Raw genomic sequence first — 26993 nt, 5'->3', positions numbered from 1 at the left:
TCGCTAAACAAACGTTCTTAATGCGCAAAAATCCCATTTCCCACATTTCATTTTTACTCTTCTTTGCTCTGTCAATCGGGCAAACACATGCCCAGACACTACGCCCACCAGCTTATCCGCTAATTACGCACGACCCTTATTTTAGTGTCTGGAGTATGACCGATAAGCTTACCGATTCGCCAACGCGCCACTGGACGGGCAAGCCACAGTCGTTGGAGGGAATTATACGCGTCGATGGAAAAGCGTATCAGTTTCTGGGCGCTGTTCCAACCACTTACGAACCCATTTTAGCAAGCGGTGAAGTACAGGCTTATGCTGCCCAATACACGATGACCAAACCCAGTGCGGGTTGGGAGAAATCAGACTTTACTGCCAGTGGCTGGAAATCGGGACAGGGGCCTTTTGGCGATACGCCCGAGGCTAAAACAAAATGGACCAATAGCGACAATGCCGGTATGAAAGATGGCATTTATTACCGTCGTGAATTTACCTACGATGGCAAATCCGACCCGTCGAAATTCCTGCTCTCCATCAGTCATGATGACGACGTAGTTGTTTATCTGAACGGCACCAAGATTCTGGATAAGCCTGATTACACCAATGAATATATTCTTTTGCCCTTCCCTGAAGCGGGTCAGAAAGCGTTGCAGAAGGGCAAAAATGTATTGGCCGTACATTGCGTAAGCCCTCGGGGTGGTTCGTTTATCGACATTGGCATTGTTAATCCGATCAAGTCATCAACGATGGAAACCGCTACGCAAACGGGCGTAACGGTATCGGCGACGCAAACCAACTACGAGTTTACCGCTGGCCCCGTAAATCTAGCCCTTACGTTTCTGTCGCCTTTATTGCTGGATGAAGTGGACGTAGCTGCCCGACCAATCACCTACGTAACGTTTGAGGTTCGCTCGGCAGATCGGAAGTCACATGCGGTGCAGGTTTATCTGAGTGAGTCAGGTACACTGGCCACTAACACAATCGGGCAGGAGGTTGTGCTGAAAGCTGGGCAGGCTCCCGGCCTCATTTATCAAACCGTTGGCACTCAGGCACAATCCGTTCTCGCCAAGAAAGGCGACAATGTGCGAATCGACTGGGGCTATGCGTATCTGGCCACTCCGCAGGAAAAGGGTAACCAGACCGGCAATGGCATGGCACCGGGCCTGAAACACGCGTTTTTAACAACGGGACAACTCCCTACCGATAACAAAGCATCTGTTCCGGCCAACAAACCTCGGGCCGCCGTCGATGTAGCCGTTGCCAGTGTTCTCGATTTTGGCAACGTAACGAAAGCCACCGAAAAGCACCTGATGCTGGGTTACGATGACTTGTATTCGGTACAGTATTTTAAGCAAAATCTGCGCCCCTGGTGGAATCGGACGGGGAAAGTAACCATGCCTGCACTACTCCAGGTAGCTGAGAAAGATTACAACCGACTCCGGGAAAAATGCACCAAATTCGATAGCAAACTTCGTTCCGACGCCCGCAAAGCTGGCGGTACCGATTACGCTGATTTATGCGTACTGGCTTATCGTCAGGCTATTGCCGCCCACAAGATTGTGGCGGGCCCCAAAGGTGAAACGCTTTTCTTGTCGAAGGAAAATTTCTCCAACGGCTCTATTGGTACGGTTGACGTGACGTATCCATCGGCCCCGCTCTTTCTACTTTATAATCCAACCTTGCTGAAGGGTATGATGGAGCCTATTTTCTATTATTCCGAAAGCGGTAATTGGAAAAAGCCGTTTGCCGCTCACGATGTAGGAACGTACCCACTCGCTAACGGTCAGACCTATGGCGAAGATATGCCGGTAGAAGAATGTGGGAATATGCTCCTGCTAGCTGGCGCTATTACCGGAGCCGAAGGGAACGCCAATTATGCCAAACAACACTGGAAAACCCTGACGACCTGGGTTGAATACCTCAAGAAAGATGGCTTCGACCCGGCTAATCAGCTCTGCACCGACGACTTTGCCGGACATATTGCCCGAAACGCCAACCTGTCGGTCAAGGCTATTTTGGGTATTGCGGCCTATGGACAGATGGCGGCTCAACTGGGTGACAAAGCAACCTCAGAAAGTTACCTGAAAACGGCACGGGAAATGGCGACAAAATGGCAACAACTCGCTCTCGACAAAACGGCGTCGCAACTGCCGCATTACGACCTGACATTCGAGAACCAATCTGACACCTGGAGCCAGAAATACAATCTGGTTTGGGATAAGCTGCTGGACATGAACGTATTTCCAAAGGAGATTCCGCAAACCGAAATCGCCTATTACCTGACCAAGCAAAAGACCTACGGACTCCCTTTAGATAGCCGAAAAACCTACACCAAGTCGGACTGGATCATGTGGACGGCTACGCTCGCTAAATCAGACCGCGATTTCGAGGCATTTATCAAGCCCGTCTGGAAATACGTCAACGAAACACCTACACGGGTTCCGCTCTCCGATTGGCACGAGACAACCAATGCCAAACAGGTTGGTTTTCAGGCTCGTTCGGTGGTAGGCGGCTATTTCATCAAAATGCTCGAAGGGAAATTGAGCAAGTAACATTTCTGTTTTTTTGTCATTCCGACGAAAGGAGGAATCTCAAAGTCTCCCATTAAGGCAAGCTTGGCTAAGAAGGGGCATTGAGATTCCTCCTTTCGTCGGAATGACAAAAAATAGCCAAAGCAATCTTAACCAGTACCTAAACCAACTCCATACATTCATGCTTTCCACCCGACTCCTTTCCGCTGCGCTTAGCCTTACTCTGCTAGGGGCAGGATTGGCAATTGCCCAAACGCCTGTTTCGAATCAGCCGCGTACCGCTCCTATCATGAGCCGTTGGGAAAAACAAATTACGCCCGAAAATGCCTGGCGCGAGTACCCTCGTCCGCAAATGGTTCGTCAACAATGGCAGAACCTAAATGGTATGTGGGAATATGCCATCACGCCCAAAACGACACCGCAACCGACCCGCTACGACGGTCAGATTCTGGTTCCGTTCTGTCTGGAATCGACGGTATCAAAAGTCAACAAATCACTCACCGCCGACCAGCGTTTGTGGTATCGTCGGGACGTTGGTGTGCCGAAAGATTGGGCTGGTCAACGTGTACTCCTTCATTTCGGGGCTGTTGATTATGAATGCAGTCTGTGGGTAAATGGTGGCCTGGTTGGTTCACATACGGGCGGTTCAGATTCGTTTAGTTTCGACATTACCGATTTTCTGAAAGATGGCCAGAATCAACTGGTGTTGGGTGTAACCGATCCGACCTCAACCGGAGAGCAGCCTCGCGGAAAACAGCTGATGAATCCTCACGGCATCTGGTACACGCCGGTTTCGGGTATCTGGCAAACAGTCTGGATGGAACCTGTTCCGAAACAGACGTACATTGAGGAAGTGAAACTAACGCCAGAGCTGGATTCCAGCCGCCTTCGGGTGGATGTGTTGCTCGATAAACCTGCTGACAATTTCACCACAGCGATCCGTCTGACGGCGATGGATGGTAATCAGCCTGTTGCTACAGCACTCGTCAGGGCAGGTCGAACCGGTTGGCTGAACATCAAAACACCCAAACTCTGGTCACCGGATAGCCCGTTCCTGTACACTATAAAAGTTGAGTTGGTTACCGTAACTGACCCCTTCGGCGATACACCCCGCAACAAACGTACACGTCAGGATGCACCTATAATCGCTGCCTTTGCGAATGCAACGGTTACAGGTAACCCTGTCGATGTGGTGACGGGTTATTTCGCTATGCGTAAAATTTCGATCGGTGCTGGTCCAGTGGCCAATCAACCCGTGCTGTTATTGAACAATAAGTTTGTGTTTCAGAACGGCCCACTCGATCAGGGCTGGTGGCCCGGTGGTTTACTAACGCCACCATCTGACGAAGGCATGGCATTTGAAATTGATTTCCTCAAAAAGTCGGGTTTCAACATGCTTCGGAAGCACATCAAAGTTGAGCCAGACCGCTACTATTATCTCTGCGATAAGCTAGGCATACTGGTGTGGCAAGACATGCCATCGGGTTTTCTGGAAGGTCAGAATGAACATCCCGGCGATCAGTCGGAGCCAATCCGTCGATCGAAAGGGAAAGAGCAGTTTGAGCTGGAATTGCGCCGGATGATGAATCGCCTGCATAATCACCCCAGCATCGTAACCTGGGTTGTGCATAACGAAGGCTGGGGACAATATGAAAACAAACGGCTGGCCGACTGGGTAAAAGCGCTCGACCCAAGCCGAACGATCAACGCATCCAGCGGTTGGAATGATGTCGGCGCGGGCGATTTCTACGACATTCATACTTACGAAGAAGAGCCCAAGTCGCCAACGCCTAAATCAAATCGGGTGGTGGTGATCGGTGAATTTGGCGGTATTGGCTGGCCAGTTCAGGGCCATCTCTGGAATCCGGAAATGCGCAACTGGGGCTACCAGACCTATCAATCGGCCGATGTGGTGCAGAAAGCGTATGAAAAGAAATACGCCAAAATCGTTGAGTACTATAAGAAACAGGCGTTATCGGCAGCAGTTTACACCCAAACAACGGACGTAGAAGGCGAAGTAAACGGACTGTTGACCTACGATCGGGAAGTGATCAAGATTCCCGTTGAAACGTTACAGAAAATTCACGCGCCGTTGTTTAAGTAAAAGTCGTTTCGTGCTGGCGCGGGTATTTACCCGTGCCTTTTTATATAGCCAGCATTCGCTGGCGCTTGAAAATCTAACTCATGCGTCAGTGAATACTAACGAGATTATAGGCACGAGTAAATACTCGCGCCAGTTTCGCAGTCTCAAATTAACCATGAAGAACCTTAGGGGCTTTCTTTTATTCGCTACACTGATTGGGGCACTCACGACGCTTGCAACTGCACAATCGTCGAAGCCAGCGATGATGTTTGGCGATACTACGCACCGGAAACCAGGCTTTGCCAAAGAACCCACACGTGGTCCGCTTTGGCAAGGCCTACCTGATGTACTACTCCGTGCCACTCTACAAAGATTCGAGCGGAACAGATCATTGGGGTATTGGTATTGCGCGCAGTACTGATCTGACTAACTGGGCGAAAGTGGGTGAGATTACGCCCGTTGCAGATTATGAGAAAAAGGGCTTGTGTGCTCCGGGAGCGCTCGTTCGGGATGGAAAAGTACATCTGTTTTACCAAACCTATGGAAACGGACGTAACGATGCGATTTGTCACGCGGTTTCGACCGATGGCATTCATTTCGACCGAAATCCAACTAACCCAATTTTCCACCCGGCCATCAGTGATTGGTCGTGCGGGCGAGCCATCGACGCCGAAGTTATCAAGTTCAAAGACCAGTATTTTTTGTACTTCGCAACCCGTGATCCAGCGTATAAAATTCAGCAACTGGGTGTGGCTACAGCGCCCGCCAATACGAACTTCAATCGGGAAGAATGGCAGCAAGTAGATAATAAAGGTCCAATTCTAAAACCGGAACTACCCTGGGAAGGCGAATGCATTGAAGGCGCTTCGGTCGTTGAGCGCAATGGGCAGCTCTACATGTTTTATGCCGGAGCGTACAACAACTGGCCTCAGCAAATCGGTGTTGCCCGAAGCACAGATGGTATTCATTGGGAACGAGTTCAATCTGAGCCATTCCTTAAAAACGGTGCCCCCGGAACCTGGAATTCCAGCGAATCGGGCCACCCGCACATTTTTGCCAATACTAACGGGAAGACGTATCTATTCTACCAGGGGAACAACGACAAAGGTAAAAGCTGGTTCTTATCCAATGTGCTCGTCGGCTGGACGAATTTGGGGCCTACGTTAACAAAGTGAACTATGGATAATTCAAAAGTATAATCTCACTATTAATCAGTCATTTTACCAGAACACTTTATCATCCTGACGAAAGGAAGGATCTTAAGGAATCCTTATTTGATTGTTAGGAAAGTGTAAGATCCTTCCTTTCGTCAGGATGACAAAAAAAGAAATCCCCTTTTCTGACTCAGAAAAGGGGATTTCTTTTTTTTCACAAACAAATAACTAATACATTAGTTGTAAAACTAAATCATTAGTCATACATTTCGACCACAATTAACAGTCTCCTGTGAATCATGCAGATACGCGAATTAACCAAAGCTGAAGAAGAGATTATGCGGGTTCTTTGGCAGCTAAAAAAGGCCTTCGTTAAAGATGTGCTGGCCGAATTACCCGAGCCGAAACCCGCCTATAATACCGTCTCTACGATTATCCGTATTCTGGAGAAAAAGGAATTGGTTGGCTACACGGCTTATGGTAAAACGCATGAGTACTATCCGCTCATCACCGAAGAGGAATATCGGCGCTTTCAGACGGAGCAATTGATGGCAAACTACTTCGATAATTCGCTCAAAAAGCTGGTGTCGTTTTTCGTAAAAGACAAGAACATCAGCCTCACCGAAGCCGACGAGATTATCAAACTCCTAAACAAACAGAAAGATCAATGAACGCCCTTGACTACCTCCTGAAAGCTAACCTCTACGGCTTGCTATTTGCAGGTTGTTATTGGCTGCTCCTGCGTCGGCACACATTTTTCAGCCTCAATCGGGCGTATTTGCTGGCTTCTGTTATTCTGTCGCTGGTGCTTCCGCTGGTGATCTTACCGACGAAAACCGTCGAAACGCTTCCGGTCACCATGCCTGTTGGTGTAATCGCATTACCAGTGTCAGCGGTTGTAGCTGCCCCCGTTGACACTGGTCCAGATTGGGAGCAGGTAGGTTTATGGGCCTACGCACTGGTTGCGTTGGTACTGCTTGTCCGGTTGGGAATACGCGTCGGACGATTGGTGTGGCTGATTCGGCGGTCACCCCAGCAAGTTCATGAGGGCTTTATACTCGTCCAGCCCAATGATCCGACCCTCCCTACCTTTTCATTTTTTCAATACATTATTCTCAACCCCACCGATACGCGCAATGAATTGATTCTTCAACATGAATTGGTTCACGTTCGACAATGTCATAGTGCCGATGTGTTGGGAATGTGCCTACTACAGGCACTTTTCTGGGCCTGCCCAACGATCTGGCTCATCGACCGACTTTTGCGTCAGGTACATGAATTTCTGGCCGATAAACCCGCCAGTCAACCCACCGAATACGCTCGTTTTTTAGTGGCTTATTCCTTTGGTACGCAACTCGGCCTAAGCGGTCCCGACACGTTGACGAATAGTTTCTTCAATCCTTCGCTCCTGAAACAACGGATCATGATGCTTCAGCAGAAAGCTACCACCCGCTGGGCATTGAGCAAGTATATGCTGGTACTCCCACTGGTGTTTGGTTTACTGGCTATGACCACAGCAAGAGAGGAGATTGCGGCTGTCGTCAGTCAGGTAACGGATGATACCATTACCGTTTCGGGTAAGATTACCAGCGCCGTAGATAAGAAGCCCTTGCCCGGAGCAAACGTAGTCGTTGCTGGTACTAAAAAAGGAACATCAACGAATGCCCACGGATACTTTAAGCTTGAAAATGTCCCCAAAACGGCCCTATTGGCTGTTAGCTTCGTTGGCTTCACAATGGCAACTGTTCCCGTCGAAAATCGAACAACAATTGACGTAGCGCTGGCACTGGCAGACCCAGACGAATTGCCTACCATGGGCGCTACGGCAGCCTACAAGGGCATAAAGCCCAACCCGTTGATGCCCCTTCGAACTCCGCCGTCGTCACAAACGATCAATGGAGAGGTTTATACAGCTGTTGAAGAACCCGCTGTTTTCCCAACCGGAATACCGGGATTAATGCAGTACGTTGCCCATTCGCTCCGATACCCGACCAAAGCTAAAGCGGCTGGTATTCAAGGCAATGTACTTGTACAATTTGTGGTATCACCCACTGGCGCCATTAGTTCGGCAGTCGTTAAGAAGGGTATTGGTAGTGGGTGCAACGAAGAAGCCTTGCGTGTTGTGCGTCAAATGCCGAAATGGATTCCCGGAAAGCAGAATGGCAAAGCGATAGCAACACAACATGTATTACCAATTCAGTTTGCACTTGACGCCAAAGAGGATACACGAACGGGGCAAGTAGTAGGCAATCAGCTGAACGATGTATCTGTTACTGTTACTGGATACGAATCACCACCTTCTTCCGCGGCTCAACCCACCACGCGCAGCCAGGCGAACGAGGTTTTCACCGTTGTTGAAAAGCAGCCAGAATTTCCAGGAGGTATGCGGGCCTTAGGTCAATATCTTTCCCGAAACTTACGCTATCCTTCAGAAGCCCAGCAGAACAAAGTTGAAGGCCGGGTATTTGTCCAGTTTGTTGTTTCCCAAACAGGCGAAATTCGAAATCTACGGGTTCTAAAAGGCGTTGGCGGTGGCTGTGATGAAGAAGCCGTACGCGTAGTAAGTCAGATGCCGAAATGGAATCCAGGCATGCAGGACGGTAAAGCCGTAGATGTACAATACAACCTTCCGATTCAGTTTGCACTGGAAAAATGGGAAGACAAGCGTACTGGCCAGATTGAGCCAAACCCTAAAACAGGTTCTGAACAGAAGGCTGGCTTTGTTCTCGATAAAAACAAGAACAATAAACTCACTCTCGATGACCCTACGTCTGGCAGCAAAGAGCGGTATGCCATGCGCCTGCCAGATTCGCTACGGAATCCAAAATCCTCGGTTACCATTCGAGGTAGAGGCCTCTTAGGTGAGTTAGGCGGTGAACCTCTCTACATTTTGGACGGCGTTGAAGTTCAAAAATCGGCGTTCAGCAAATCTGTCTCTAATTCGAATACGCTCGACCTACTTAACCTTGATCCTAAGGACATTAAGAGCATCGATGTATTGAAAGATGGGTCAGCAGCAGCTTACGGCGAGAAAGGTAAATATGGCGTCATTATTATAACCTCGAAAAAGAAATGAATACGCTCCCCTATCTCTTAATCGCCAGCCTATATCTGCTGTTATTCTACGGTAGCTATTGGCTGTTTCTCCACCGAAACACGTTTTTCGATCTGAACCGCTGGTATTTGCTGGCGACGGTTGGGCTGTCGTTCGTACTTCCTTTCGTCGAATTACCGATCGGAACAGCCGAGTCTTTACCGATTGGAACGCTGACCTTACCCGCTTTTACCGTCGGAGCGTCCAGCCAATCGGATAGTCTGACAACAACGCAATGGCTCTGGCTTATATACAGTCTTGGCGTAGCGGTAATGTTGTTGCGATTGGGTGTACATCTAACATCGGTTTTTAAGCTGATTAAGCAAGGCAGCGCAGAACCCAACCCAACGTATACCCTCGTCCGGCTCCCCGACGATTCGACTCCTTCGTTTTCATTCGGGCGTTATCTGGTACTAAATCAAACCGATTCGCTTACTGAACCCGATGCGCTGCTACGTCATGAAGAAGCGCATATTCGCCAGCGCCACACGATCGATGTGCTGTTTATAGAAATTGTGCAGGCTGCTTTATGGTTCAATCCAGTGCTGTTGCTCTATAAACATGCCTTGCAGGAAGTCCACGAGTTTCTGGCCGACCGAACTGTCCTGAAAACACCACAGCCCGATTACCCCCGTCAATTAGTTGCCTATGCGCTCAATATGCCCGTTACGGCCCTAACGACTCCTTTTGTCTCTAAATCAACCCTTAAACAACGGATTATTATGTTACAAAAACCCGCATCCCATCGTCGAGCCTTGCTCGGCTATGCTCTGATTCTGCCCGTGGCAGCCTGTCTGGTTATGTGTACACAATCGGGCCAGGATCAATCGCAGAGTGCTATTATCCCTGCTAGTGAATCTGCCCGTAAAGCCGTGAAAGTGGACGGGGAAGTTTTTACCGTAGTTGAAAACCAACCCGCATTTCCCGGTGGTATGAAAGAATTAGGCGCCTATTTAGCTAATAATCTGAAATACCCGGCTGCTGCCCAGAAGGTAAAAGCCGAGGGACGCGTATTTGTTAATTTCATTGTGACAAAAACCGGCGAGGTTACTGATGTTAAGATATTGAAAGACGTTGGCTTTGGCACTGGTGAGGAAGCCGTCCGCGTTGTACAAAATATGCCTAAGTGGCAACCCGCCACTCAGAATGGAAAAGTGGTAAATGTTCGATATAACTTGCCAATCAATTTCACATTGGAAGAAAAAAGTGATCAGGCTACCCTCGATAAATTCGATCATTTTATCCTTAATGGGAAGGCAACTACGAAAGAAGCAATAGAAACACTTCAGCCAGATGCCATTGCCAAGGTGAATGTCATGAAGAACACCAAAACGATTGAGATCACAACGAAATAGATCTGCGAACAAACTCAACATAAACATGAGTCATCCCGAATTTTATGGGCTGACTAAAAAAAGAGCCTCCTTTCTTAGTTTTGAGCATCACCACAACGCCAAAGCCAGAAAGGAGGTCTTTTTATGTCTGAGACATACCAAAAAAAAAGAGTATTCCTGTTCAAAAGTCAACAGCCACTACCTTTTTACACACTAAAGCCTGGCAGTATCTTTAGCCGGTTCAAGAAAAGCTACTAGACCAGATTGATAAGCGACGGGTGGCTACCTTCGCCACCTTGTTTACCAGTATTCTATTGTTACGAAATAGTAAGACGGGCCTCTTACTTAGTGAGTTAGGTAGCTATATCACCGGTTATGCGCACGCGCTGGCCGGTACCAAACGACTCAGTAACCTGCTCCGGTGTAAAAACTGGGATGCTTCACTGATTGATGCCTTCTTTTTCCAGCAAACTCAAGAGCGGATTGCCCAATTGCGGGAGGTCAACAAACGCCCTTTGCTGTTATGGGATGATAGCCGCCTAGAAAAACCCGAGAGCTGGTTTGTCGAGGGACTTTGCTCGGTAGAGAGTAGTAAGGCCAAACGCCTAACCGAAATCAAGAAAGGCTTTTTCAAGCTATGTCAGCGTAGGCTGGTTAGCCGTTCATCATCCTGACTTCATGCAGCGTGAGTTGTTTCTAATCGTAGTTCGGGATAAGAAAAACCAGCAACCCCCGATGTATCTGCTGACGTCGGTACTCATCAAAACCGTCACAGATGCCTGGGAGATGGTTCACAGTTATATGCACCGGTGGCAAGTTGAGCAGGCCTTTCGGGTAGGTAAAGCGGAACTAGGTATGGAATCGCCCAGGCTTTGGTTCTGGGAAAACCGGTTGAAGCTCTTGGCGATGGTGGCTTTAGTGTATGACTTTTTGCTATCTCTATTGAGGAATTGGCCCCATTGGGTACCCCTTTTTCTCAAACAGTGGGTGCCAAGAACCGGAAATCGACACCGAATTGCTTCAGTGCCGATTTACAGACTTCGAATTGCGATTGCTAATGCGCTAATGGTCGCTTTCGCTATCACTCAAAATTCGGGATGACTCATGTCTATACGATCAAACTTTAGAACGCTACTTCAATTTGTCTTGTAAAATAGTCAAAATCAATTGTTGTGTCTGTTGAATATCCGCGACGGTTGTTTCTAAGCGAGCCTGACCACTTTTCAGCTCAGCAATATCCGCTTCTACTTTATCAAAGCGTTTATCAACCTCATTAAACCGTTGATTCACGGTTACGGTCAAGTCAGCCAAGCCTCTGGTAATGGTTTCAAGCTGCCGCCCCTGGTCAACAGAAAGGTGTTCTAATCGCTCTACGCGTTCTTCCAGATACATACTCAACTATACAGTTTTATTTGATTCAGGTACTAGGACGAAAAAAAATGGCAAACGTCATTCCCTATTCCTTCATTACTTTCTTAGTTGTGGTTCCGTTTGCCGTTTGAATTTGCAGGAAGTATAGCCCTTTAGGCAGGTGGCCAATTTCCAGGGTGGCTGTGCGCTGGTGTCCGCGAAGAGTAGGCTGTAAGGCTATAGCTCCCGTGAGTGTTTGAAGTGATAATTTTTCAACGGTTTCCGTTCCGGGCAATTCGACGGTTAGCGTACTTCCCGCCGGATTCGGGTAAACGGACAATGCGTCAGCCCAGGCGGGTTCGGTACCTGTGACTGTTAATACGTTGAATGTTCGCTCCACAGCCGTTGCGGCAGCAAACTGATCGTTTCCGTTCTGGAAAGCCTGCACCGTAACAGCTCCTACACCCGTAAATTTCAGGGTTGTGCCAGTCAAGGTAGCCGGGCCACTTTTCACCTGAAACCCAACCGTCAGGTTCGACGAGCAGGTTGCTTTCAGCGTTAGGTCACCCTGATTGGAATAACGGTCAGCAATGGCGTCGAACGTAATCGTTTGGGCTGTTTTAGCAGCGCGGGTACCTTGTGTGTACCAGACTGGCCATTTCGCATCTGTGTACAATACTGTAGCCGAGCCTGACGGGGTAATTTTATCGGCGCCCATATTGATACCCGATACATTTTCACTTGTTCCCGACTCGGTGCTGAACACAAGTCTGTTATCAAGACGCGAATAGCTTGGGAAGCCTAATGTATTGTTTTCATACACAATGTTCACCTTACCCGCATTCAGGTCAACAGCAACTACCTCATAAGTATCGTCGGTTTCGTTCAGGTAATCAAAGGCGATTACGTCGGGCGAGTTTTTAGAAAATGACGGGTTGCCGATACTCTCACCTTCGTCCAGATTAGAAAATAATTTTTCAATCTCACCTTTGGCAAAGTCTTTAGTCGTATTACTCCAGACATTGATAAAACCCACATCCCAATAGTCAATATCATCGCCAGAGCTGTTTTTAAGAGCGTTGTAAGCATCGTAGACAATGTTTTCGCCCGTGAAATCCCACTCAAAGGAATCGGCATATTGAACGTCGCCGGTCTGGACTCCCTGTGTGTATGTTGGATTGTAGAGCTTAAATGTTACCCCTTGTTTCTTATCATAGCTATACACATAAATGGAAGCATCTTTATCGGCAGTAAGCGCAGCTAGTTTGGTGCCATCTTTCGAAATGGCTACGTTATCCCAAATAGGATCATTTGAAATAATCGTTTCGGTTGGAGTGCCTGTCAGATTCACTGAGCGAATACGTTTATCCGTCGTTACGTAATATGCGTATTTTCCATCGTCGGTCACGCTGGGACGATGGACTAAACCCAAGGCCGATTTCTGGTCAAACTTCGATCCTGCACCTACCGTTGTTGAATACAACTTCGATGTAGTCGCATCGGCCAGTAAGAGTAAATCCTGACCCGAAGCTACCGGTACATCAGGGGTCTTGGGTGTAGTTGAAGTTCCTTCCGTAATGCCGACAGCATCAAACGCGCTCTTAGCCGCCGACACTTCAGCACCCGTTGCTCCATACAAATCGCTGGTGGCTTTGATAACAGCCAGGCGCAAATCCAGGAATTGGGATGTGCGGACCAGGTAGGTCGTCAGGGCACGATAGTAAACTTTTTCGGCTTTCTCTTTCCCTACAGCAGTCGCAAATTTGTAGAACGCAAAGTTTGGGATACCACTGTTGATGTGTACGCCACCGTTATCATCACTAGTCGTTTCATACTGCGACATAGTAGCGGGCTGATAGCCGTTGGGGTCTTTGCTCTTGCCACCCTGATTGGGGTTCGATAGGTTCCGCAATGCTCCTGATGGCAGCACAGCAGGGGTAGCAATCGTCTCACCAATCGTCCAGTTGTCCCGGTCGATCATAGCGCCGAATACGTCGGCAAACGATTCATTGATGGCCCCTGACTGGCTTTTGTATTGCAAATTGGCGGTGTTCTGAATAACTCCATGCGTCATTTCGTGTCCGGCAACATCTAACCCACCCGCTAATGGTTTCAGGAGTTTTCCATTTCCGTAGGCCATCACTTTTCCATTCCAATAAGCATTGTCCATGGCTTTTCCGTCATCGTCGGGCATGTTCACAATAGATACCATCGTTTCGCCAGTACCACTCAGCCCATTTCGATTATGGGTATTTTTATAATAATCGTAGGCGACCCCTGCGTTGTAATGCGCCGAAACGGCGGTCGGCGTCCAATCGGCGTTGTTGGTAGAGGTAATCTGATAGATTTTCTGGTTAGTACCAAATGTATTTCGGGCGTCTACCGTCCAGAGAGCGCCAACCGGATTATCGGGCATTTTAGATGTTGAGCTATTAAACATCGATCGCGATGCATCAATCAGGTAATAACCTGTGTTCGTTTGCTGGTAGGTCTGGAAGGTCCGCGTTACCCCATTCAAATCTTTCCCGGTTGCCTTAATCGGTCCCACGAACGAACAAGTATGGTTGTACTTGTCGAGTACTTCGCCAGTTTGGGCGTCAACCACATATTCCCAACGTTCGAGCATGTTGGGTCGAACGGTCAATGCATAGGCTAATTTTGCAACACCGTCTGGCATGGTGAACACACACAGTTCGCCTTCCGTCGATTTCATTTTCAACAACTTATCACCAAACGATCGGACTGTTGACGTTTTGCGAACATCCTTGAGTGCTTGTTCAGAGGCATCTGAAATCGTCAGTTTAGGCGTTGTTGCCAGATCGGCCGACACAGGCTGATAATGGCCATTTAGCAACGTTACTTCATTATCCGTCAGGTGTGCAACAAGTTCAGAACCCAACACGGGCACACCCCGATGCGTTTGTGTTAGGCGAATGTGCATCTGGCCCAGATCGTCGGTTTCGGTGCGGGTAACGGTGAAGTTGGCTTCTGGGTTATCGAGCTTCAGCAATCCACGAACCTGCCCCATAAACTGGTAGGCTACCGATGCTGCCGCCGTTGCCGAGAGCCGCGCCCCCTTTACCTTTGTTTGATTAGTTACTGAATTTGGGTTGATTTTTCGCTCAATAAATATCGGCAAACCCGTCTCTGCATTCCGCACAATCCGCAACCGAAGTGGTTCTGGATTAAGCTGTGCCCCGCCTGTTAACGTCTGACGCCCAGTCCTGTCTTTGGGTAGTGGAATCGCCTGAACATTCAACCGTTCGGCCAGGCCAACCGTTGGCGTTGTGGTTTTCAGCTTACGACCAAAGCCGGGATTGGGTTGCTGTGCCCAGGCCGAAGTCGTCGTTAGAAGTGTCAGAATTAGGAGATGAGTTTTCATACTATATAAGCTTTTTGGTATACGGTATTTGGTATACAGTTAGCTGGTGTGTCAACGGTTCATGCGTCCGCCAACCGTAAACCAAATACCATTTTCTACTTCAGTCTTAGCGAAGCCGGAATCATGGCCATGAACGAATCGTAGATTTTCGGATAGGTAGTCGGGACCGTTTTATCCACAGCACCCCAGGCCACTTTGTAATTCAGTTTACCTTTTCGCCACTGGACGAACTTATACATATTGCCAGGGTTGTCGAACTTGGTCGTTTTGATTTTGGCGTTCACTTCAACCGACTCAAACACGCGCTTCGTATTGGCGGCTGTCTGCTGACCGATGTACGTAAAATTCGTATCGCGATTACGTTTGCCAAACAATTTCCCGTTTTCCAGCAGATAATAAGTCGTTGAGGCTCCCGTAATGCCTCCCCCACTGCCCACCATAATCTGGCGTTGTTTGTAGGTAGCGGGTGTAACGGCAATAGCGGTTTTACGAACTTCCGGCATCTTATCGCCAGCGGCACGGATACCCTCCTGGGCATAAAGCAGATTCGATACAGTCAGAAAAGAAAATAGAGTTAGTGATAGGTGTTTCATTCGATAAATTAGAAATCGACAGGATAGCGAAACAAAGGTATTGTGACTTACCAGCTTCGTTACTAGTGCATTAGTATGACTTGTAGAAAACAGCGTATGAGACGACATATAACCTTGATGAGTCACTTACGGCGGGGTCATCTGGCCATAGGTCGTCTGCGAAAACGTAACGGATTTACGGAACAATCCCCGATGAAGCCTCACCTGTAGCAGATTATCAAAATCGCCTGATTCTATCCTAGTCATTGTCGGTTGAGCGCCCAGCCCTCTGGCGATTTCCAGAATTGTATTGCTATGACCTACCACCAAGACGGTTTTTCCTTTACTAGTGCCAACCCGATTCACAATAGCCTCAGTAGGTTTCGCTGGATAATCAATTACTGGAACTCCCAGTCGCTGGGCCAGTGGCTGAACCGTTTGTCGGGTACGTCGGTAGGGCGTTGAGAAAATGGAATCGATAGGCTGATTGCCTAATCGTTCGGCCAGAGCAGCTGCCCGTGCATAACCCGCCGGACTCAGATTCGTGGTATCGGTTTCGTTCACCTTCTCCCCATGACGAACAATATAAACGGTGGTTGTGGAGCAGGCTGAAGAGATGACGATTAGGAAAATAAAAAGAGTAAAATAGCGCATAAATGACGTGTACCTACGGGCTTTAGCCCGTGTTTAGGTTAGGATTAACAAAGACTTACGGGCTAAAGCCCATCGGTACAGAGCGACAATGATACAAAAAAGCCCCCGGCTAATTGCCGGGGGCCTAATGGTTGTTCGTAAGCGGTTATCTTCTATAATTCCCGAACCCAGATATTCCGGAAACCAACTGGGTTGCCGTGATCCTGAAGGAGAATTGGGCCAGCACCGTGAGGCTGTACTTTTGGATAACCAATGTATTCGGTTGTACCGCGAATAGCCGCGTGATTTTGTACCAGAATGCCGTTCAGTAATACAGTTACATACGCGTAGTCTGTCATCATACCCGCTTTGTTGAATTTAGGGGCCTGATAAATGACATCGTAGGTTTGCCACTCACCGGGTTTACGGCTTGGGTTAGCCAATGGAATCGCCTGTTTGTAGATCGAACCCACCATACCATCTACGTACGTTGGGTTATTGTAGTTGTCAAGAACCTGCAACTCATAACGGCCTTGCAAAAAGACACCGCTGTTACCACGGCCTTGGCTGTTACCTTCTACTTTCTCAGGGGTTTTGAATTCCAGGTGAAGCTGGAAATCATTGAATTCTTTTTTCGAGCGAGCCGAGAAGCCTTTGGTCGAATACAAAATGCCATCGGTTACGGGCCATTTCAGCGGTCCTTCGTTGGTTTTTTCCCAGTTAGCAGGCGAGTAACCTTTGATAGCCACCCATTCGTCGGTGTTTTTACCGTCGAAAAGGACAACTGCGTCGGATGGAGGAGTTGTTCCGCTTGTATTCGCAGAAACGACACCAGGTGTAACAACAGGAGGAACAGGCTCCCAAATCTCGGTCGACTGGGGCGTTTGTTTGCTAGGTTCAGTTTGGGCTACAGCCTGATTGGTGATGGCTAAGCTCGCTAGGCCGACACAGACAGCAAGCGATAGATGTACGTTTTTCATAGAAAATTATAAAGAAATTTACTCGGGTTAATGGATTCTCAGGTAAAACGCTCAAAGATAAGTCTAACTGTCAATTGGCAGTCTTTTAAAGGGAAAAAATGTAACTTTCGGCCTTCAAACTACATGATAAACGTATGGTAAACCTATCCATTTCAGCTCGTCTCAGCGGACTGCTGGCTGTTGGCTGGATTGTGGGTATTGGCCTGGCAACCGCCCAGCCAACCCCTGCGCCGGGTATCGCGCTCCCGCTCAACGACTTGAGTGCTTTCGTATCTCCCACCTCTAACTGGCGCATAGCTGGTGGCGTTCGGGCCGATCTTAACAAAGAAAATACGCTCATAACCGAAAAAGGCACGGGCGTGCTGGTCAACATCCCGCTGGATCATCCCAAAGCTGATCCCAAAAATCCGTACAAATATGATCTGTTCACAACGCTCCAGCACGGGGATGTCGACCTGGAATTAGATTATATGATGGCCTCGAAGTCGAATTCGGGGGTGTATTTGCAAGGTCGCTACGAAATCCAGTTACGCGATAGCTGGGAAATTCGCACGCCCAATGTGCACGACAATGGTAGCGTTTATGAACGTTGGGACGAAAAACGGCCCGAAGGTCATAAAGGCTACGAAGGCCACGCTGCCCGTCAAAATGCCAGCCGTGCGCCCGGTTTATGGCAACACATGAAAATCTCGTTTCAGGCCCCTCGATTTAATGCCAACGGGCAAAAAACCGAAAATGGCCGCGTGATTCGGGTTGAGTTGAATGGTGTTGTCATTCAGGAAGATGTTGAACTGACTGGCCCAACGCGCGGCTCTGCCTTTGCCGATGAAAAAGCCACAGGACCACTCCGCATCCAGGGCGATCATGGTGCCGTTGCGCTTCGTAACATCCGTTATGTCACCTACGACAAGCCCCGTCCCGAACTGATGAACCTGAAATATGCTGTGTATAAAGGCAAGTTTCAGAAAGAACCGGAGTACGACAAAACCGCTCCTGAATCAGAAGGTGCCACAACGATTTTATCGGCTTCGGTTAGTCGCATTCCGAACGAGTTCCTGATTCGTTATACGGGCACCTTACGAGTTTCGGAACCCGGCGAATACAGCTTCAATCTGGGCGTTCCAGGTGGTGGTGGATTGATGAAAATCAATAACCAGTCGGTCATTGCGCCGGGCGAGTGGAATGCCAAAGGCAAAGCAACGCTTCCTAAAGGTGACCTGCCCTTCGAATTGCTCTACGCCAAATTTGTCGATTGGGCACAGCCTTCGCTGGGACTGACCGTAGCAGGCCCCGGTATTCGCGAATACGTTATCAGCGATGGTGCAGGCGGTACCGGCGAAGAAGTCGATCCTATCATCGTAGATGCACCCACCAACACCATCCTGCGTAGCTTCATGGATATGCCCGGTGAGAAAAATACGCAAGGCAATACGCTTCGCGTAACCCACGCCATTTCGGTAGGTAGCCCAGAGCAAGTTCATTATACCTATGATTTAGATAAAGGTGCATTGGTGCAGGTTTGGCGGGGTGGATTTCTGGATACTACGCCTATGTGGCACGAGCGCGGTGATGGTTCTTCACGGCCAAGGGGTATGGTTCAGCGTCTGGGCGCTCCGGTGTTGTTTTTGGGCAAATTGGCTTCCCCACAAGCCAACTGGATTGCCGATACGACTGGATCGAGTTACCATCCGAAAGGTTATGTGCTGGATGACAGCGATCGCCCAACATTCCGCTATCAAAGCTACGGCGCATCGGTTGACGATAAAATCCGGGTCCTGAACGAAGGAAAAGGTATTCAACGCGAAGTGACTGTTACCAACCCAACCAGCGATCTCTACGCCCGACTCATTAGCGGTGCCAACATTAGCGCCCTGGAAAACGGCATGTACCTCGTTGATGGACAGGAATACGTTCGTATCGACGATGTTGCCGGAGCTAAACCGACCATTCGGGAAGCCAACGGCCGCCAGGAGTTGATTGTGCCAGTAAAAGGGAAGTTGACCTACTCGATCTTGTTCTAAATGTATAATGGTCAATGAATAATGGAAAATGCCTTCCGGCTATCCATCATTACACATTATCCATTATACACTATACATTGAAACTGTTCATGAAAAAGATACTAACAACCCTCTTTACGATCGCCAGCCTCACGGGGGTTATGGCGCAGGAATCGCCGAAGGAGGAAGATTTTTTCAAGATTCTAAAAGTAACCGCACCCGAGGGCACGCTGCTCGAAGTAGGCGGCATGACCGTGTTGCCAAATGGCGATTTGGGCGTGGCGACGCGTCGGGGCGATGTCTGGATTGTTGAAAATCCCACCAGCCGCAAGCCTTTCTTCCGCAAGTTCGCATCAGGTTTGCATGAGATTCTGGGCTTGACGTACAAAGACGGTGCGCTTTATTGCGCTCAGCGTGGCGAATTGACCAAAATGATTGACTCCAATCAGGACGGGAAAGCCGATGTGTTCGAAACGGTTTATGCCTGGCCATTGTCGGGGCATTACCATGAGTATAGCTTCGGGCCTAAGATTGCTCCCGATGGCCAGTTCTTTGTAACGGGTAACGTGGCCTTCGGCGATGAAGAATGGTGGCGGGGTGAAAGCCGTGTCCCCTGGCGCGGTTGGACGATGAAAATCAGCGAAAACGGCACCATGCAGCCTTGGGCTACGGGTATGCGCTCGCCTTGTGGTCTGGGTATTTTCGATGGTGAATTGTTCTACGCCGATAACCAGGGCGACTGGATGGGTTCGGGTGGTGTTGTACACGTTAAGAAAGGTGCTTTCGTTGGTCACCCAGCCGGTTTGCGCTGGACGGGCATGGCTAACTCACCCGTTAAACTGACCGCCGAACAGTTTAATGCTAAAATTGACGAACGCCGTCGTCGGGATGAAAATGGCCGTGCTATCAAACCCGAGAACATCGTTAATGAAACGCCAAATCTGCTCTACGCTATGAAAGAGCAGTTTCCGAATGCCGATATTCAGACGCCTGCGGTCTGGTTGCCACACGGTATTCTGGGTATTTCGAACTCCGAGATTCTGGAGATTCCACAAGGTGCCTTTGGTCCATTTGCAGGCCAGTTGCTGGTTGGCGATCAGGGCATGAGTAAGATCTCGCGGGTGTTCATGGAAAAAGTGAACGGCGAGTATCAGGGTGGTGCTATTGAATTCCGTAACGGCTTCAAATCAGGTGTGTTGCGGATGGCCTTCGCCAAAGATGGTTCGCTGTTCGTAGGTGAAACCAACCGCGGATGGGGTTCGGCTGGCGATGCCAATGAAGGCTTACAACGGCTTGTCTGGAACAACGCGGTGCCGTTCGAAATGCGTACCGTAAAAGCGATGCCCGACGGCTTCGAGGTGGAATTTACAAGTCCTGTTGATCGTAAATCGGCCGAAGACCTGGCGTCGTACCGGGTTGAGAGCTTTCTGTACAAATACCATTCGGTGTACGGTAGCCCAACGATCAACAAGGAAGCTCTTCCAATCAAAGGTGTAAAGGTTTCGGCGGATGGTCTGAAAGCCCGGCTGATTGTAGGCGACTTACGTAAATACTACATCCACCAACTAACGCTGGATGGTGTTCGGGGAGCTACGGGCTCATATTCACTCGTTCACCCAATTGCGTATTACACGCTCAACAACATTCCCGATGGCGAGAAATTAGCCATGAGCGACGTAAGCACGAAGAATTCGGCAGCTACTCCGGCAACACCTGCTGCACCAACAGCTACCGAAACGGGCAAGAAAACAACTCCCGCTAAAGCAGGTGCAAAACCCGTTACAGGTGGCAAGCCTAAGTTGGTAGAAGGTCAGGCGGTAACGATGGCGAAGGCGCCAACCTATGAGGAAGTGAAAGGCTTGTTGACTCGCCACACCTGCGCGGCTTGCCATCAGGCCAACAAACGTCAGGTGGGTCCAGCGTTTGCAGACGTAGCCAAACGCAAATACACCAACGACCAGATTGTGGACTTGATCTATAGTCCCAAGCCTCATAACTGGCCCGATTACGCCACCGAGATGCCGCCCATGCCGCAAGTCCCCAAAGCCGACGCGCTGAAGATTGCCGCCTGGATCAACTCGCTGGCACCAGCTAGTGGAAGCGAATCAAAAGGTGAGCCGAAGCCATAAGAGCTGATTGAGACATTTTGGCCTAAAACACAAATAAGAATCCAGTGGATTCTTATTTGTGTTTTAGGCCAAAATGGGCATTTATTTAGCTAGCACTTCAAGCTAAAATAAAATACTTTTTTCTTATTTTAGTCCAGCTTTAATCTCTTTTTAATAGATTTGGTCAACGTTATACCTATTCTTTTCACACTATGAAGTTTATCTATCTTCTATCAGCAGTACTTTTACTGACTACTTCTTCGCTACACGCACAAGACACCACTAAACACGAAATCGGCTTACGAATCAGTGGCTTCAGTAACATAGGCTTCATTTATAAAAAGAAGCTTAGCGAAAATACGTACCGTCGTTATCGACTGGCTTTTGGCAATCTTAATGCAAACTTTCACGATAGTAGCATGCTACTATTCGGTTTTTCGGCAGGTGGCGCTATGGGCAAAGAGAAGCGTAGAGCCATTAACGATAAGCTCCAGTTTGTTTACGGCACCGAATTAATTGCCAGCATTAGCCTAAATTCATCCTCTACAGGAAACCTAACCATTGAGGATGGAAATGGAGGAACAACTACTTATAAGGGTTCCGATCTTCTGATTGTTACGCCTTCTGTCGGTATAGGCTTTGTGCTTGGAGCACAGTATAATTTTAATCCAAGATGGTACATCAGTGCCGAGCTGATTCCTTCCATTACGGCCAGCAGCTCTTTTGGGAGTGGTTCGGCCTTATATAGTTTCCAGGCAGGTTTCAATTCATCGAGCGCCGGGGTTACAGGGGCCTATCGATTTTAACCAGCAACTTGTAAGGCTTTCAGTACTAACATGAACCTATTAAATGTGAGTTATAGCTACTGCTGCTTCCGGGATCACAGAGCCACAAATCACGTTATTTAGGCTAATTCTCTATGAAGCTATACTGCTCTACCGATACACTTAGTCGCACCCGAACGCCCTCCTTGCAAGCTTCCAATCGGTCATTCAGGCTATCTTCTTCAGCTTCTAACTGTTTCTCCTGTTCCCGACATTCTTTCTGAAATTTTTTCAGTTGATCAAAATCAGCATTTCCATTGCATAAATGCGTTAGCCTGGATCGGTTAACAGCCCCGATTGTGTTGGATCGAACACTGAAAAATGACGACTCGAAGTTGATGTAGGCCGTTAGTGAGTTTACCTTACAAGAATCCTGGTATTTTAAGCTGTGATTTAGCACGCTTAGTAAATGGGAATTTTCCAAATAACTGATGCTACGCACCTGACATTCGGCGCTATTTTTTTGACAGGATGGACAGGATTGGCTCTATTAACCAGACAAATCCTGTTAATCCTGTAAATCCTGTCGAAGAAAACTGTTACCGAAAAGCGGAATCTATTTCTTATTTTTAAGCTTTATAATCAGCAAACACAACGATCCATGACACGTTTTTTCGTGACCGCATTACTCCTGAGTTCGTCGACGCTCTGGGCACAGAATGGTCCTTATACGCTCAATGCGAAACTGGCTGGTACCAAATCCCCAGCAAAAGCGTACCTCCGTTATATGGAAGGCAGCACCGCGAAAATGGATTCTGCTCAACTTCAAAATGGGGTATTTTCATTCAAAGGAACCGTTGACAATCCGACGCAGGCAACCTTATTCGTTGATAAACTGGGAACGGGTTTCAGCCGAACCAGACCCATAGCAACTACTACCGTTTATCTCGAACCGGGTACGATTACCGTAACCAGCCCTGATTCCCTGGACAATGCCGTTGTTAGTGGCACTCCATTAAACGCCGATTATCAAAAACTGACCATCATGCTCAAGCCCACGTCGGAGAAGATGAGCCAGTTGATGAAAGAATACCGGGCGTTAACTCCCGAACAGCGCAAAAACAAGGAAATTGAAGAGAGTCTGGATAAACGGTACGAAGTCATTGAAGCTGATCAGAAGAAAGTTAAGGCGCAATTCATTAAAGAAAACCCGAAGAGTCTGGTTAGCCTAAATACCTTGCAACGTTACGATTACACCCCAGAATACGCCGAAGTTGGCCCTATGTTCGACGGTCTGTCCGACGCCTTGAAAAACAGTAAAGACGGGCAGGAATACGCCAAACAATTGGCTAGTGTTAAAGCCACTTCGATTGGTGCTATGGCTCCCGAATTTACCCAGGCTGATACGGCTGGTAAAGCCGTCGCGCTGAGTTCATTTCGGGGGAAATATGTACTGGTCGATTTCTGGGCGAGCTGGTGCGGTCCCTGCCGGGCCGAAAACCCGAATGTGGTGAAAAACTTCCATCAATATAAAGACAAAAACTTCACCGTATTGGGCGTTTCGCTGGATCGACCCAATGCCAAAGAAGCCTGGTTGAAAGCCATTCATAAAGACGGTTTAGACTGGACGCAGGTATCGGATCTGAAATTCTGGGATAACGAGGTCGCTAAACAATATGGCATTCGGTCGATTCCCCAGAACTTTTTGATTGGTCCCGACGGCAAGATTGTCGCAAAAAATGTTCGGGGTGAGGAATTGGGCAAAAAATTGAACGAATTCCTGGTAGCCAAACCCTGATTTCACTGTCCATAATACTACTGGCATCTATCCAAAGGTGGGTGGATGCCAGTTTTTTTGTAGCCTCACTGTTTATTTCGGCACACCAACCCTATATAAATCAAATCCGCCTTTTCCCCCTGGTCGATTTGACGAGAAAATCATTAACTGATTGCCGAACCCTTCAACAGTACATAAAATAGGGCGATACTCATCATAAGAAGTATTAATAGCGCCACCAAAATTAACTGGTGCCGACCAGTGATCGCCATCCCATTTACTGTAATACAAATCGTATCCCCCATACCCACCCGGTCGGTTTGACGTGAACACTAACGTATTACCACTAATAAATGGGCATTTATCATCGCTTTCTGTTGATAATTCAGCTATGCGTTCAATGGGTACATTCGTTAGAGTAGGTAATCTGGCATGTAACTCTGTGGGTAATAAGGTAGGAAGCATCGCTCTGTAAATATCAAATGAACCTCCCCTGTTCGATGTAAAGTAGATGGAACGATACGTCTGGTCAAAAGTTGGATAACCATCGTCGGCAGAAGAGTTTAAAAACGGAACTAGCACAGGCTCCCCAAATTGCTTGTTACTCCAGGAGTTGGATAACCCAGCCACAGACTTCACGGAATCCTGATAATTATGCGTCAGATAGATATCTAAATTACCCGTTCGATCTGATGCAAACAACATTAAATATTCACCATTGTGCATAAAATAGGACTCATCATTACGCAGTAAATCGTGAGCGTATGACCGTATATAAGGTCCAAGTTCATTGGCTGAGGAATTAACTACACCAGTAGCCCAGATTAAGGGGTTTTGCTCTATAACAGCATCCAAACCTCCATACGGATGATTGTCAAATGTAAATTTTCCATTGTTAAGATCGAACCACGTATTAAGTGATTCATGAATAAGATTAAAATCGGATCGGCCTCCTCGCTTTGAGGAAAAAACGAATGCGATTACATTGCCTACCACATGGCTGGTTGAATTATAGTCATCATCCGGGGAATTAATATCGCCAAGATTGGCTGTTGTCTCAGGGAATACTCCTTCGCTGTAATGATGCTCAAATAGATCACAACCAACCAGAATCAATAGGCAGGCGAGGGCTAGTACACGTTTCATAGTTGAGATGCTGTTTCAACGTATAGATACAAACTGATGGCAAATCGTTGTAAAGCAGACTAGTATACAGAAAATAAAATGGCTGATTATATACCCAAAGCCGAACCATGATTCTATTTTTACCTGATTATGACCATTGCCGTCTTTGCCTAATGGCGTTGTCACAGTATTTTCTTACCGACCAATATGACTTCATCGACCCCAGCTGAAATTTCACCAGCCATTCAGGAGAAATTTGAACACCTCTGGCATCTGGTGGGCAATACGCCCATGCTCGAGCTTTTTTATACCGATCAGGGACAGCCACGCTCACTCTACGTCAAATGCGAACACTATAACCTGACGGGCAGCATGAAAGACCGAATGGCGCTTCATGTATTGCATCAGGCGTATCGGCAAGGCCATATCAAACCCGGCGACCGCATTGTGGAAGCCACCAGTGGTAGCTCGGGAATTGCGTTTTCGGCAGTGGGCAGGGCGTTGGGACACCCAGTTACGATTATTATGCCTGCTGGAATCAGTCAGGAACGGATCGATATTATCCGAAGCCTGGGCGCTGATATTGTGCTGTTTACCAAAGAAGAGGGTGGTTTTATGGGCGCTATTCGGCGGTCGGAGGAGTTGGCTGCCAGTGACCCAAATGTATTTTTACCGCGTCAGTTTGCTAATCAATATAATGCCGAAGCTCATCGCCTGACAACCGGCAAGGAAATCTGGCTGCAACTCCAGGGAGTAGATATTACGCCCGATGCTTTTGTGGCTGGTGTGGGAACGGGCGGTACCGTCATGGGCGTGGGCCGCTACTTAAAATCGCGTAAACCCGACATTCGTATTCACCCCCTCGAACCCGCCGAGTCACCAACATTATCAGTGGGCTACAAAACGGGTACGCACCGCATTCAGGGCTTTTTCGATGAGTTTATCCCGGATATCCTGAAACTAAACGAACTGGACAAAGTAGTTCAGGCCAACGATGGCGACTCTATTCTGGTCGCGCAGAAACTGGCGCTTCAATTAGGCGTTGCCGTCGGGATTTCGTCGGGTGCCAACTTAATTGGTGCCATCAATCTCGTTCGCGAATTAGGCCCGGATGCCCGCGTCGTAACGATCCTCTGCGACAGCAACAAAAAATACCTCAGCACCGATCTGGTCAAAGAAGAACCTGTAAAACCCGGCTACGTAGCGCCCGATATTGAGTTCACTGACTACCGTCCTATTAGCCGATTACTGGTAGGAAGACCGGGCGTGTTTTAAAGATTAACCAGACTGGCGCGGGTATTTACCCGTGCCTTTCCATTTCGCCAGCATTCGCTGACGCGACAAACTAGACGGCCCGCCAGTGAATACTGGCGATATAGAAAGGCACGAGTAAATACTCGCGCCAGATTGCACATTCACGAAAAAGCCGCTCCCGATAATCAGGAGCGGCTTTGTTATATTACTAGATGTGATTATTAATTCAGCGCGATAACGCGGCTTGGGGTTACAGGTTGTTGGGTGGCAATCGTTATTTTGTGCGAAGTGGTCTCGACACCATTGGTGATCTCTACCTGATAAACACCATCGGGCAGATCACTTAAGTTTAAGCGAGTGCGGTATTGGCTTTCGTTTTTGCCAAGATGGCGGGTGTAAACGACTTTGCCCTCTGCATCTTTCAAACTAACATCGACGGTACCCCCTTTCTGCTTGTCAAGAGCAATGCTGAGTTTACCCGAAACGGTTGTGTAAACAGCTGACTGATAAGAGACTGCCGTTGTTCCAGGATTAACTTCGGCGAAGGTAGCGGCAGAGGTAGCAACACCTAAAGTAAGAGCCAATGCGAGTGATTTGATAAGCGTTTTCATGATGGTTATGTTTTTTGTTGTTGTCTACTGTTTAGCGGGGTTGTTCCCGATTGTTGAGTCAAAGATATAGGCTTAAGATGGTACTATGCATTACAAACTACCGGAACGGTTGCCGGACTTGATGAGTGGCAGGAAACCAAGGACGGTTGAGCGAGCGGGAGCATTTTATTTCTGTTAAACTTCTATTAAAAGTGGGCCAATGCGCTCCATTTCGTGTTAATAGCTTACCACAGGGATGCTCAAC

At 48.2% G+C, this 26993-nt stretch carries 22 protein-coding genes; 14 read left to right on the top strand and 8 right to left on the bottom strand.

Going from position 1 to position 26993, the window contains the following annotated elements:
* Positions 1-20 precede the first annotated feature (20 nt).
* From H3H32_RS34425 to H3H32_RS37685, 9 genes are all read left to right on the top strand, one after another.
* Entirely contained in the window at positions 21-2549 is a 2529-nt protein-coding gene (locus H3H32_RS34425; RefSeq protein ID WP_182460220.1) for a glutaminase family protein, read from the top strand.
* 160 nt (positions 2550-2709) lie between these two features.
* Positions 2710-4632, top strand: a complete 1923-nt coding sequence (locus H3H32_RS34420; RefSeq protein ID WP_240543582.1) for a glycoside hydrolase family 2 protein — start codon at positions 2710-2712, stop codon at positions 4630-4632.
* Between the two features lie 154 nt (positions 4633-4786).
* Positions 4787-5032, top strand: coding sequence for a hypothetical protein (locus H3H32_RS37695; RefSeq protein WP_240543581.1), 246 nt, complete (start codon positions 4787-4789; stop codon positions 5030-5032).
* Complete coding sequence (locus H3H32_RS34415) at positions 4968-5786, top strand: family 43 glycosylhydrolase (RefSeq protein ID WP_240543580.1); 819 nt, start codon at positions 4968-4970, stop codon at positions 5784-5786. The genes H3H32_RS37695 and H3H32_RS34415 overlap by 65 nt, the downstream gene beginning before the upstream one ends.
* A 278-nt stretch (positions 5787-6064) precedes the next feature.
* A complete protein-coding gene (locus H3H32_RS34410; RefSeq protein WP_182460219.1) occupies positions 6065-6436 on the top strand; it encodes a BlaI/MecI/CopY family transcriptional regulator in 372 nt (123 codons plus the stop codon).
* Complete coding sequence (locus H3H32_RS34405) at positions 6433-8841, top strand: TonB family protein (protein WP_220472578.1); 2409 nt, start codon at positions 6433-6435, stop codon at positions 8839-8841. Before H3H32_RS34410 ends, H3H32_RS34405 begins: the two co-directional genes overlap by 4 nt.
* Entirely contained in the window at positions 8838-10214 is a 1377-nt protein-coding gene (locus H3H32_RS34400) for a M56 family metallopeptidase (protein WP_182460218.1), read from the top strand. The genes H3H32_RS34405 and H3H32_RS34400 overlap by 4 nt, the downstream gene beginning before the upstream one ends.
* Before the next feature lie 257 nt (positions 10215-10471).
* Positions 10472-10867: a hypothetical protein gene (locus H3H32_RS37690; protein ID WP_240543579.1), complete on the top strand. Its 396-nt coding sequence runs from the start codon at positions 10472-10474 to the stop codon at positions 10865-10867.
* A gap of 4 nt (positions 10868-10871) precedes the next feature.
* Complete coding sequence (locus tag H3H32_RS37685; RefSeq protein WP_240543578.1) at positions 10872-11294, top strand: hypothetical protein; 423 nt, start codon at positions 10872-10874, stop codon at positions 11292-11294.
* A gap of 30 nt (positions 11295-11324) precedes the next feature.
* On the opposite strand, the gene H3H32_RS34390 is transcribed toward H3H32_RS37685, so the two are convergent.
* The 5 genes from H3H32_RS34390 to H3H32_RS34370 all read right to left on the bottom strand — a co-directional run bounded on the left by H3H32_RS34390 (position 11325) and on the right by H3H32_RS34370 (position 17110).
* Positions 11325-11585 (bottom strand): hypothetical protein, encoded by a 261-nt coding sequence (locus H3H32_RS34390; protein ID WP_182460217.1) that lies wholly within the window; start codon positions 11583-11585, stop codon positions 11325-11327.
* Positions 11586-11649: 64 nt separating this feature from the next.
* A complete protein-coding gene (locus H3H32_RS34385; RefSeq protein ID WP_182460216.1) occupies positions 11650-14925 on the bottom strand; it encodes a M4 family metallopeptidase in 3276 nt (1091 codons plus the stop codon).
* 95 nt (positions 14926-15020) lie between these two features.
* A complete protein-coding gene (locus H3H32_RS34380) occupies positions 15021-15518 on the bottom strand; it encodes an FAD-binding oxidoreductase (RefSeq protein ID WP_182460215.1) in 498 nt (165 codons plus the stop codon).
* 126 nt (positions 15519-15644) lie between these two features.
* On the bottom strand, positions 15645-16151 hold the full coding sequence (locus H3H32_RS34375; RefSeq protein WP_182460214.1) for a histidine phosphatase family protein: 507 nt from the start codon (positions 16149-16151) through the stop codon (positions 15645-15647).
* Positions 16152-16303: 152 nt separating this feature from the next.
* The gene (locus H3H32_RS34370) at positions 16304-17110 is read right to left on the bottom strand and encodes a 3-keto-disaccharide hydrolase (RefSeq protein ID WP_182460213.1); all 807 of its coding nucleotides are present in this window, start codon (positions 17108-17110) and stop codon (positions 16304-16306) included.
* A gap of 134 nt (positions 17111-17244) precedes the next feature.
* Here H3H32_RS34370 and H3H32_RS34365 point away from each other — a divergent pair, with 134 nt between their 5' ends.
* From H3H32_RS34365 to H3H32_RS34355, 3 genes are all read left to right on the top strand, one after another.
* Positions 17245-19131 (top strand): 3-keto-alpha-glucoside-1,2-lyase-like domain-containing protein, encoded by a 1887-nt coding sequence (locus H3H32_RS34365; RefSeq protein ID WP_182460212.1) that lies wholly within the window; start codon positions 17245-17247, stop codon positions 19129-19131.
* A gap of 89 nt (positions 19132-19220) precedes the next feature.
* A complete protein-coding gene (locus tag H3H32_RS34360; RefSeq protein ID WP_182460211.1) occupies positions 19221-21239 on the top strand; it encodes a c-type cytochrome in 2019 nt (672 codons plus the stop codon).
* A 191-nt stretch (positions 21240-21430) separates the two neighbouring features.
* Positions 21431-22024: a hypothetical protein gene (locus tag H3H32_RS34355; protein WP_182460210.1), complete on the top strand. Its 594-nt coding sequence runs from the start codon at positions 21431-21433 to the stop codon at positions 22022-22024.
* A gap of 103 nt (positions 22025-22127) precedes the next feature.
* Here H3H32_RS34355 and H3H32_RS34350 read toward each other — a convergent pair whose 3' ends face one another.
* A complete protein-coding gene (locus H3H32_RS34350; protein WP_182460209.1) occupies positions 22128-22442 on the bottom strand; it encodes a hypothetical protein in 315 nt (104 codons plus the stop codon).
* A gap of 201 nt (positions 22443-22643) precedes the next feature.
* Here H3H32_RS34350 and H3H32_RS34345 point away from each other — a divergent pair, with 201 nt between their 5' ends.
* Complete coding sequence (locus tag H3H32_RS34345; protein WP_182460208.1) at positions 22644-23780, top strand: TlpA disulfide reductase family protein; 1137 nt, start codon at positions 22644-22646, stop codon at positions 23778-23780.
* Positions 23781-23852: 72 nt separating this feature from the next.
* Here H3H32_RS34345 and H3H32_RS34340 read toward each other — a convergent pair whose 3' ends face one another.
* Positions 23853-24905 (bottom strand): PD40 domain-containing protein, encoded by a 1053-nt coding sequence (locus H3H32_RS34340; protein WP_182460207.1) that lies wholly within the window; start codon positions 24903-24905, stop codon positions 23853-23855.
* Between the two features lie 186 nt (positions 24906-25091).
* Here H3H32_RS34340 and H3H32_RS34335 point away from each other — a divergent pair, with 186 nt between their 5' ends.
* Positions 25092-26159 (top strand): PLP-dependent cysteine synthase family protein, encoded by a 1068-nt coding sequence (locus tag H3H32_RS34335; protein WP_182460206.1) that lies wholly within the window; start codon positions 25092-25094, stop codon positions 26157-26159.
* A 200-nt stretch (positions 26160-26359) separates the two neighbouring features.
* On the opposite strand, the gene H3H32_RS34330 is transcribed toward H3H32_RS34335, so the two are convergent.
* The gene (locus H3H32_RS34330) at positions 26360-26749 is read right to left on the bottom strand and encodes a T9SS type A sorting domain-containing protein (RefSeq protein ID WP_182460205.1); all 390 of its coding nucleotides are present in this window, start codon (positions 26747-26749) and stop codon (positions 26360-26362) included.
* Positions 26750-26993: the final 244 nt, after the last annotated feature.

The sequence above is a fragment of the Spirosoma foliorum genome, assembly GCF_014117325.1.
In the GTDB taxonomy this organism is placed as follows: Bacteria; Bacteroidota; Bacteroidia; order Cytophagales; family Spirosomataceae; genus Spirosoma; species Spirosoma foliorum.
Note: the sequence above shows the minus strand (reverse complement) of the source record. Positions and strands in the feature narration are given on the sequence as shown.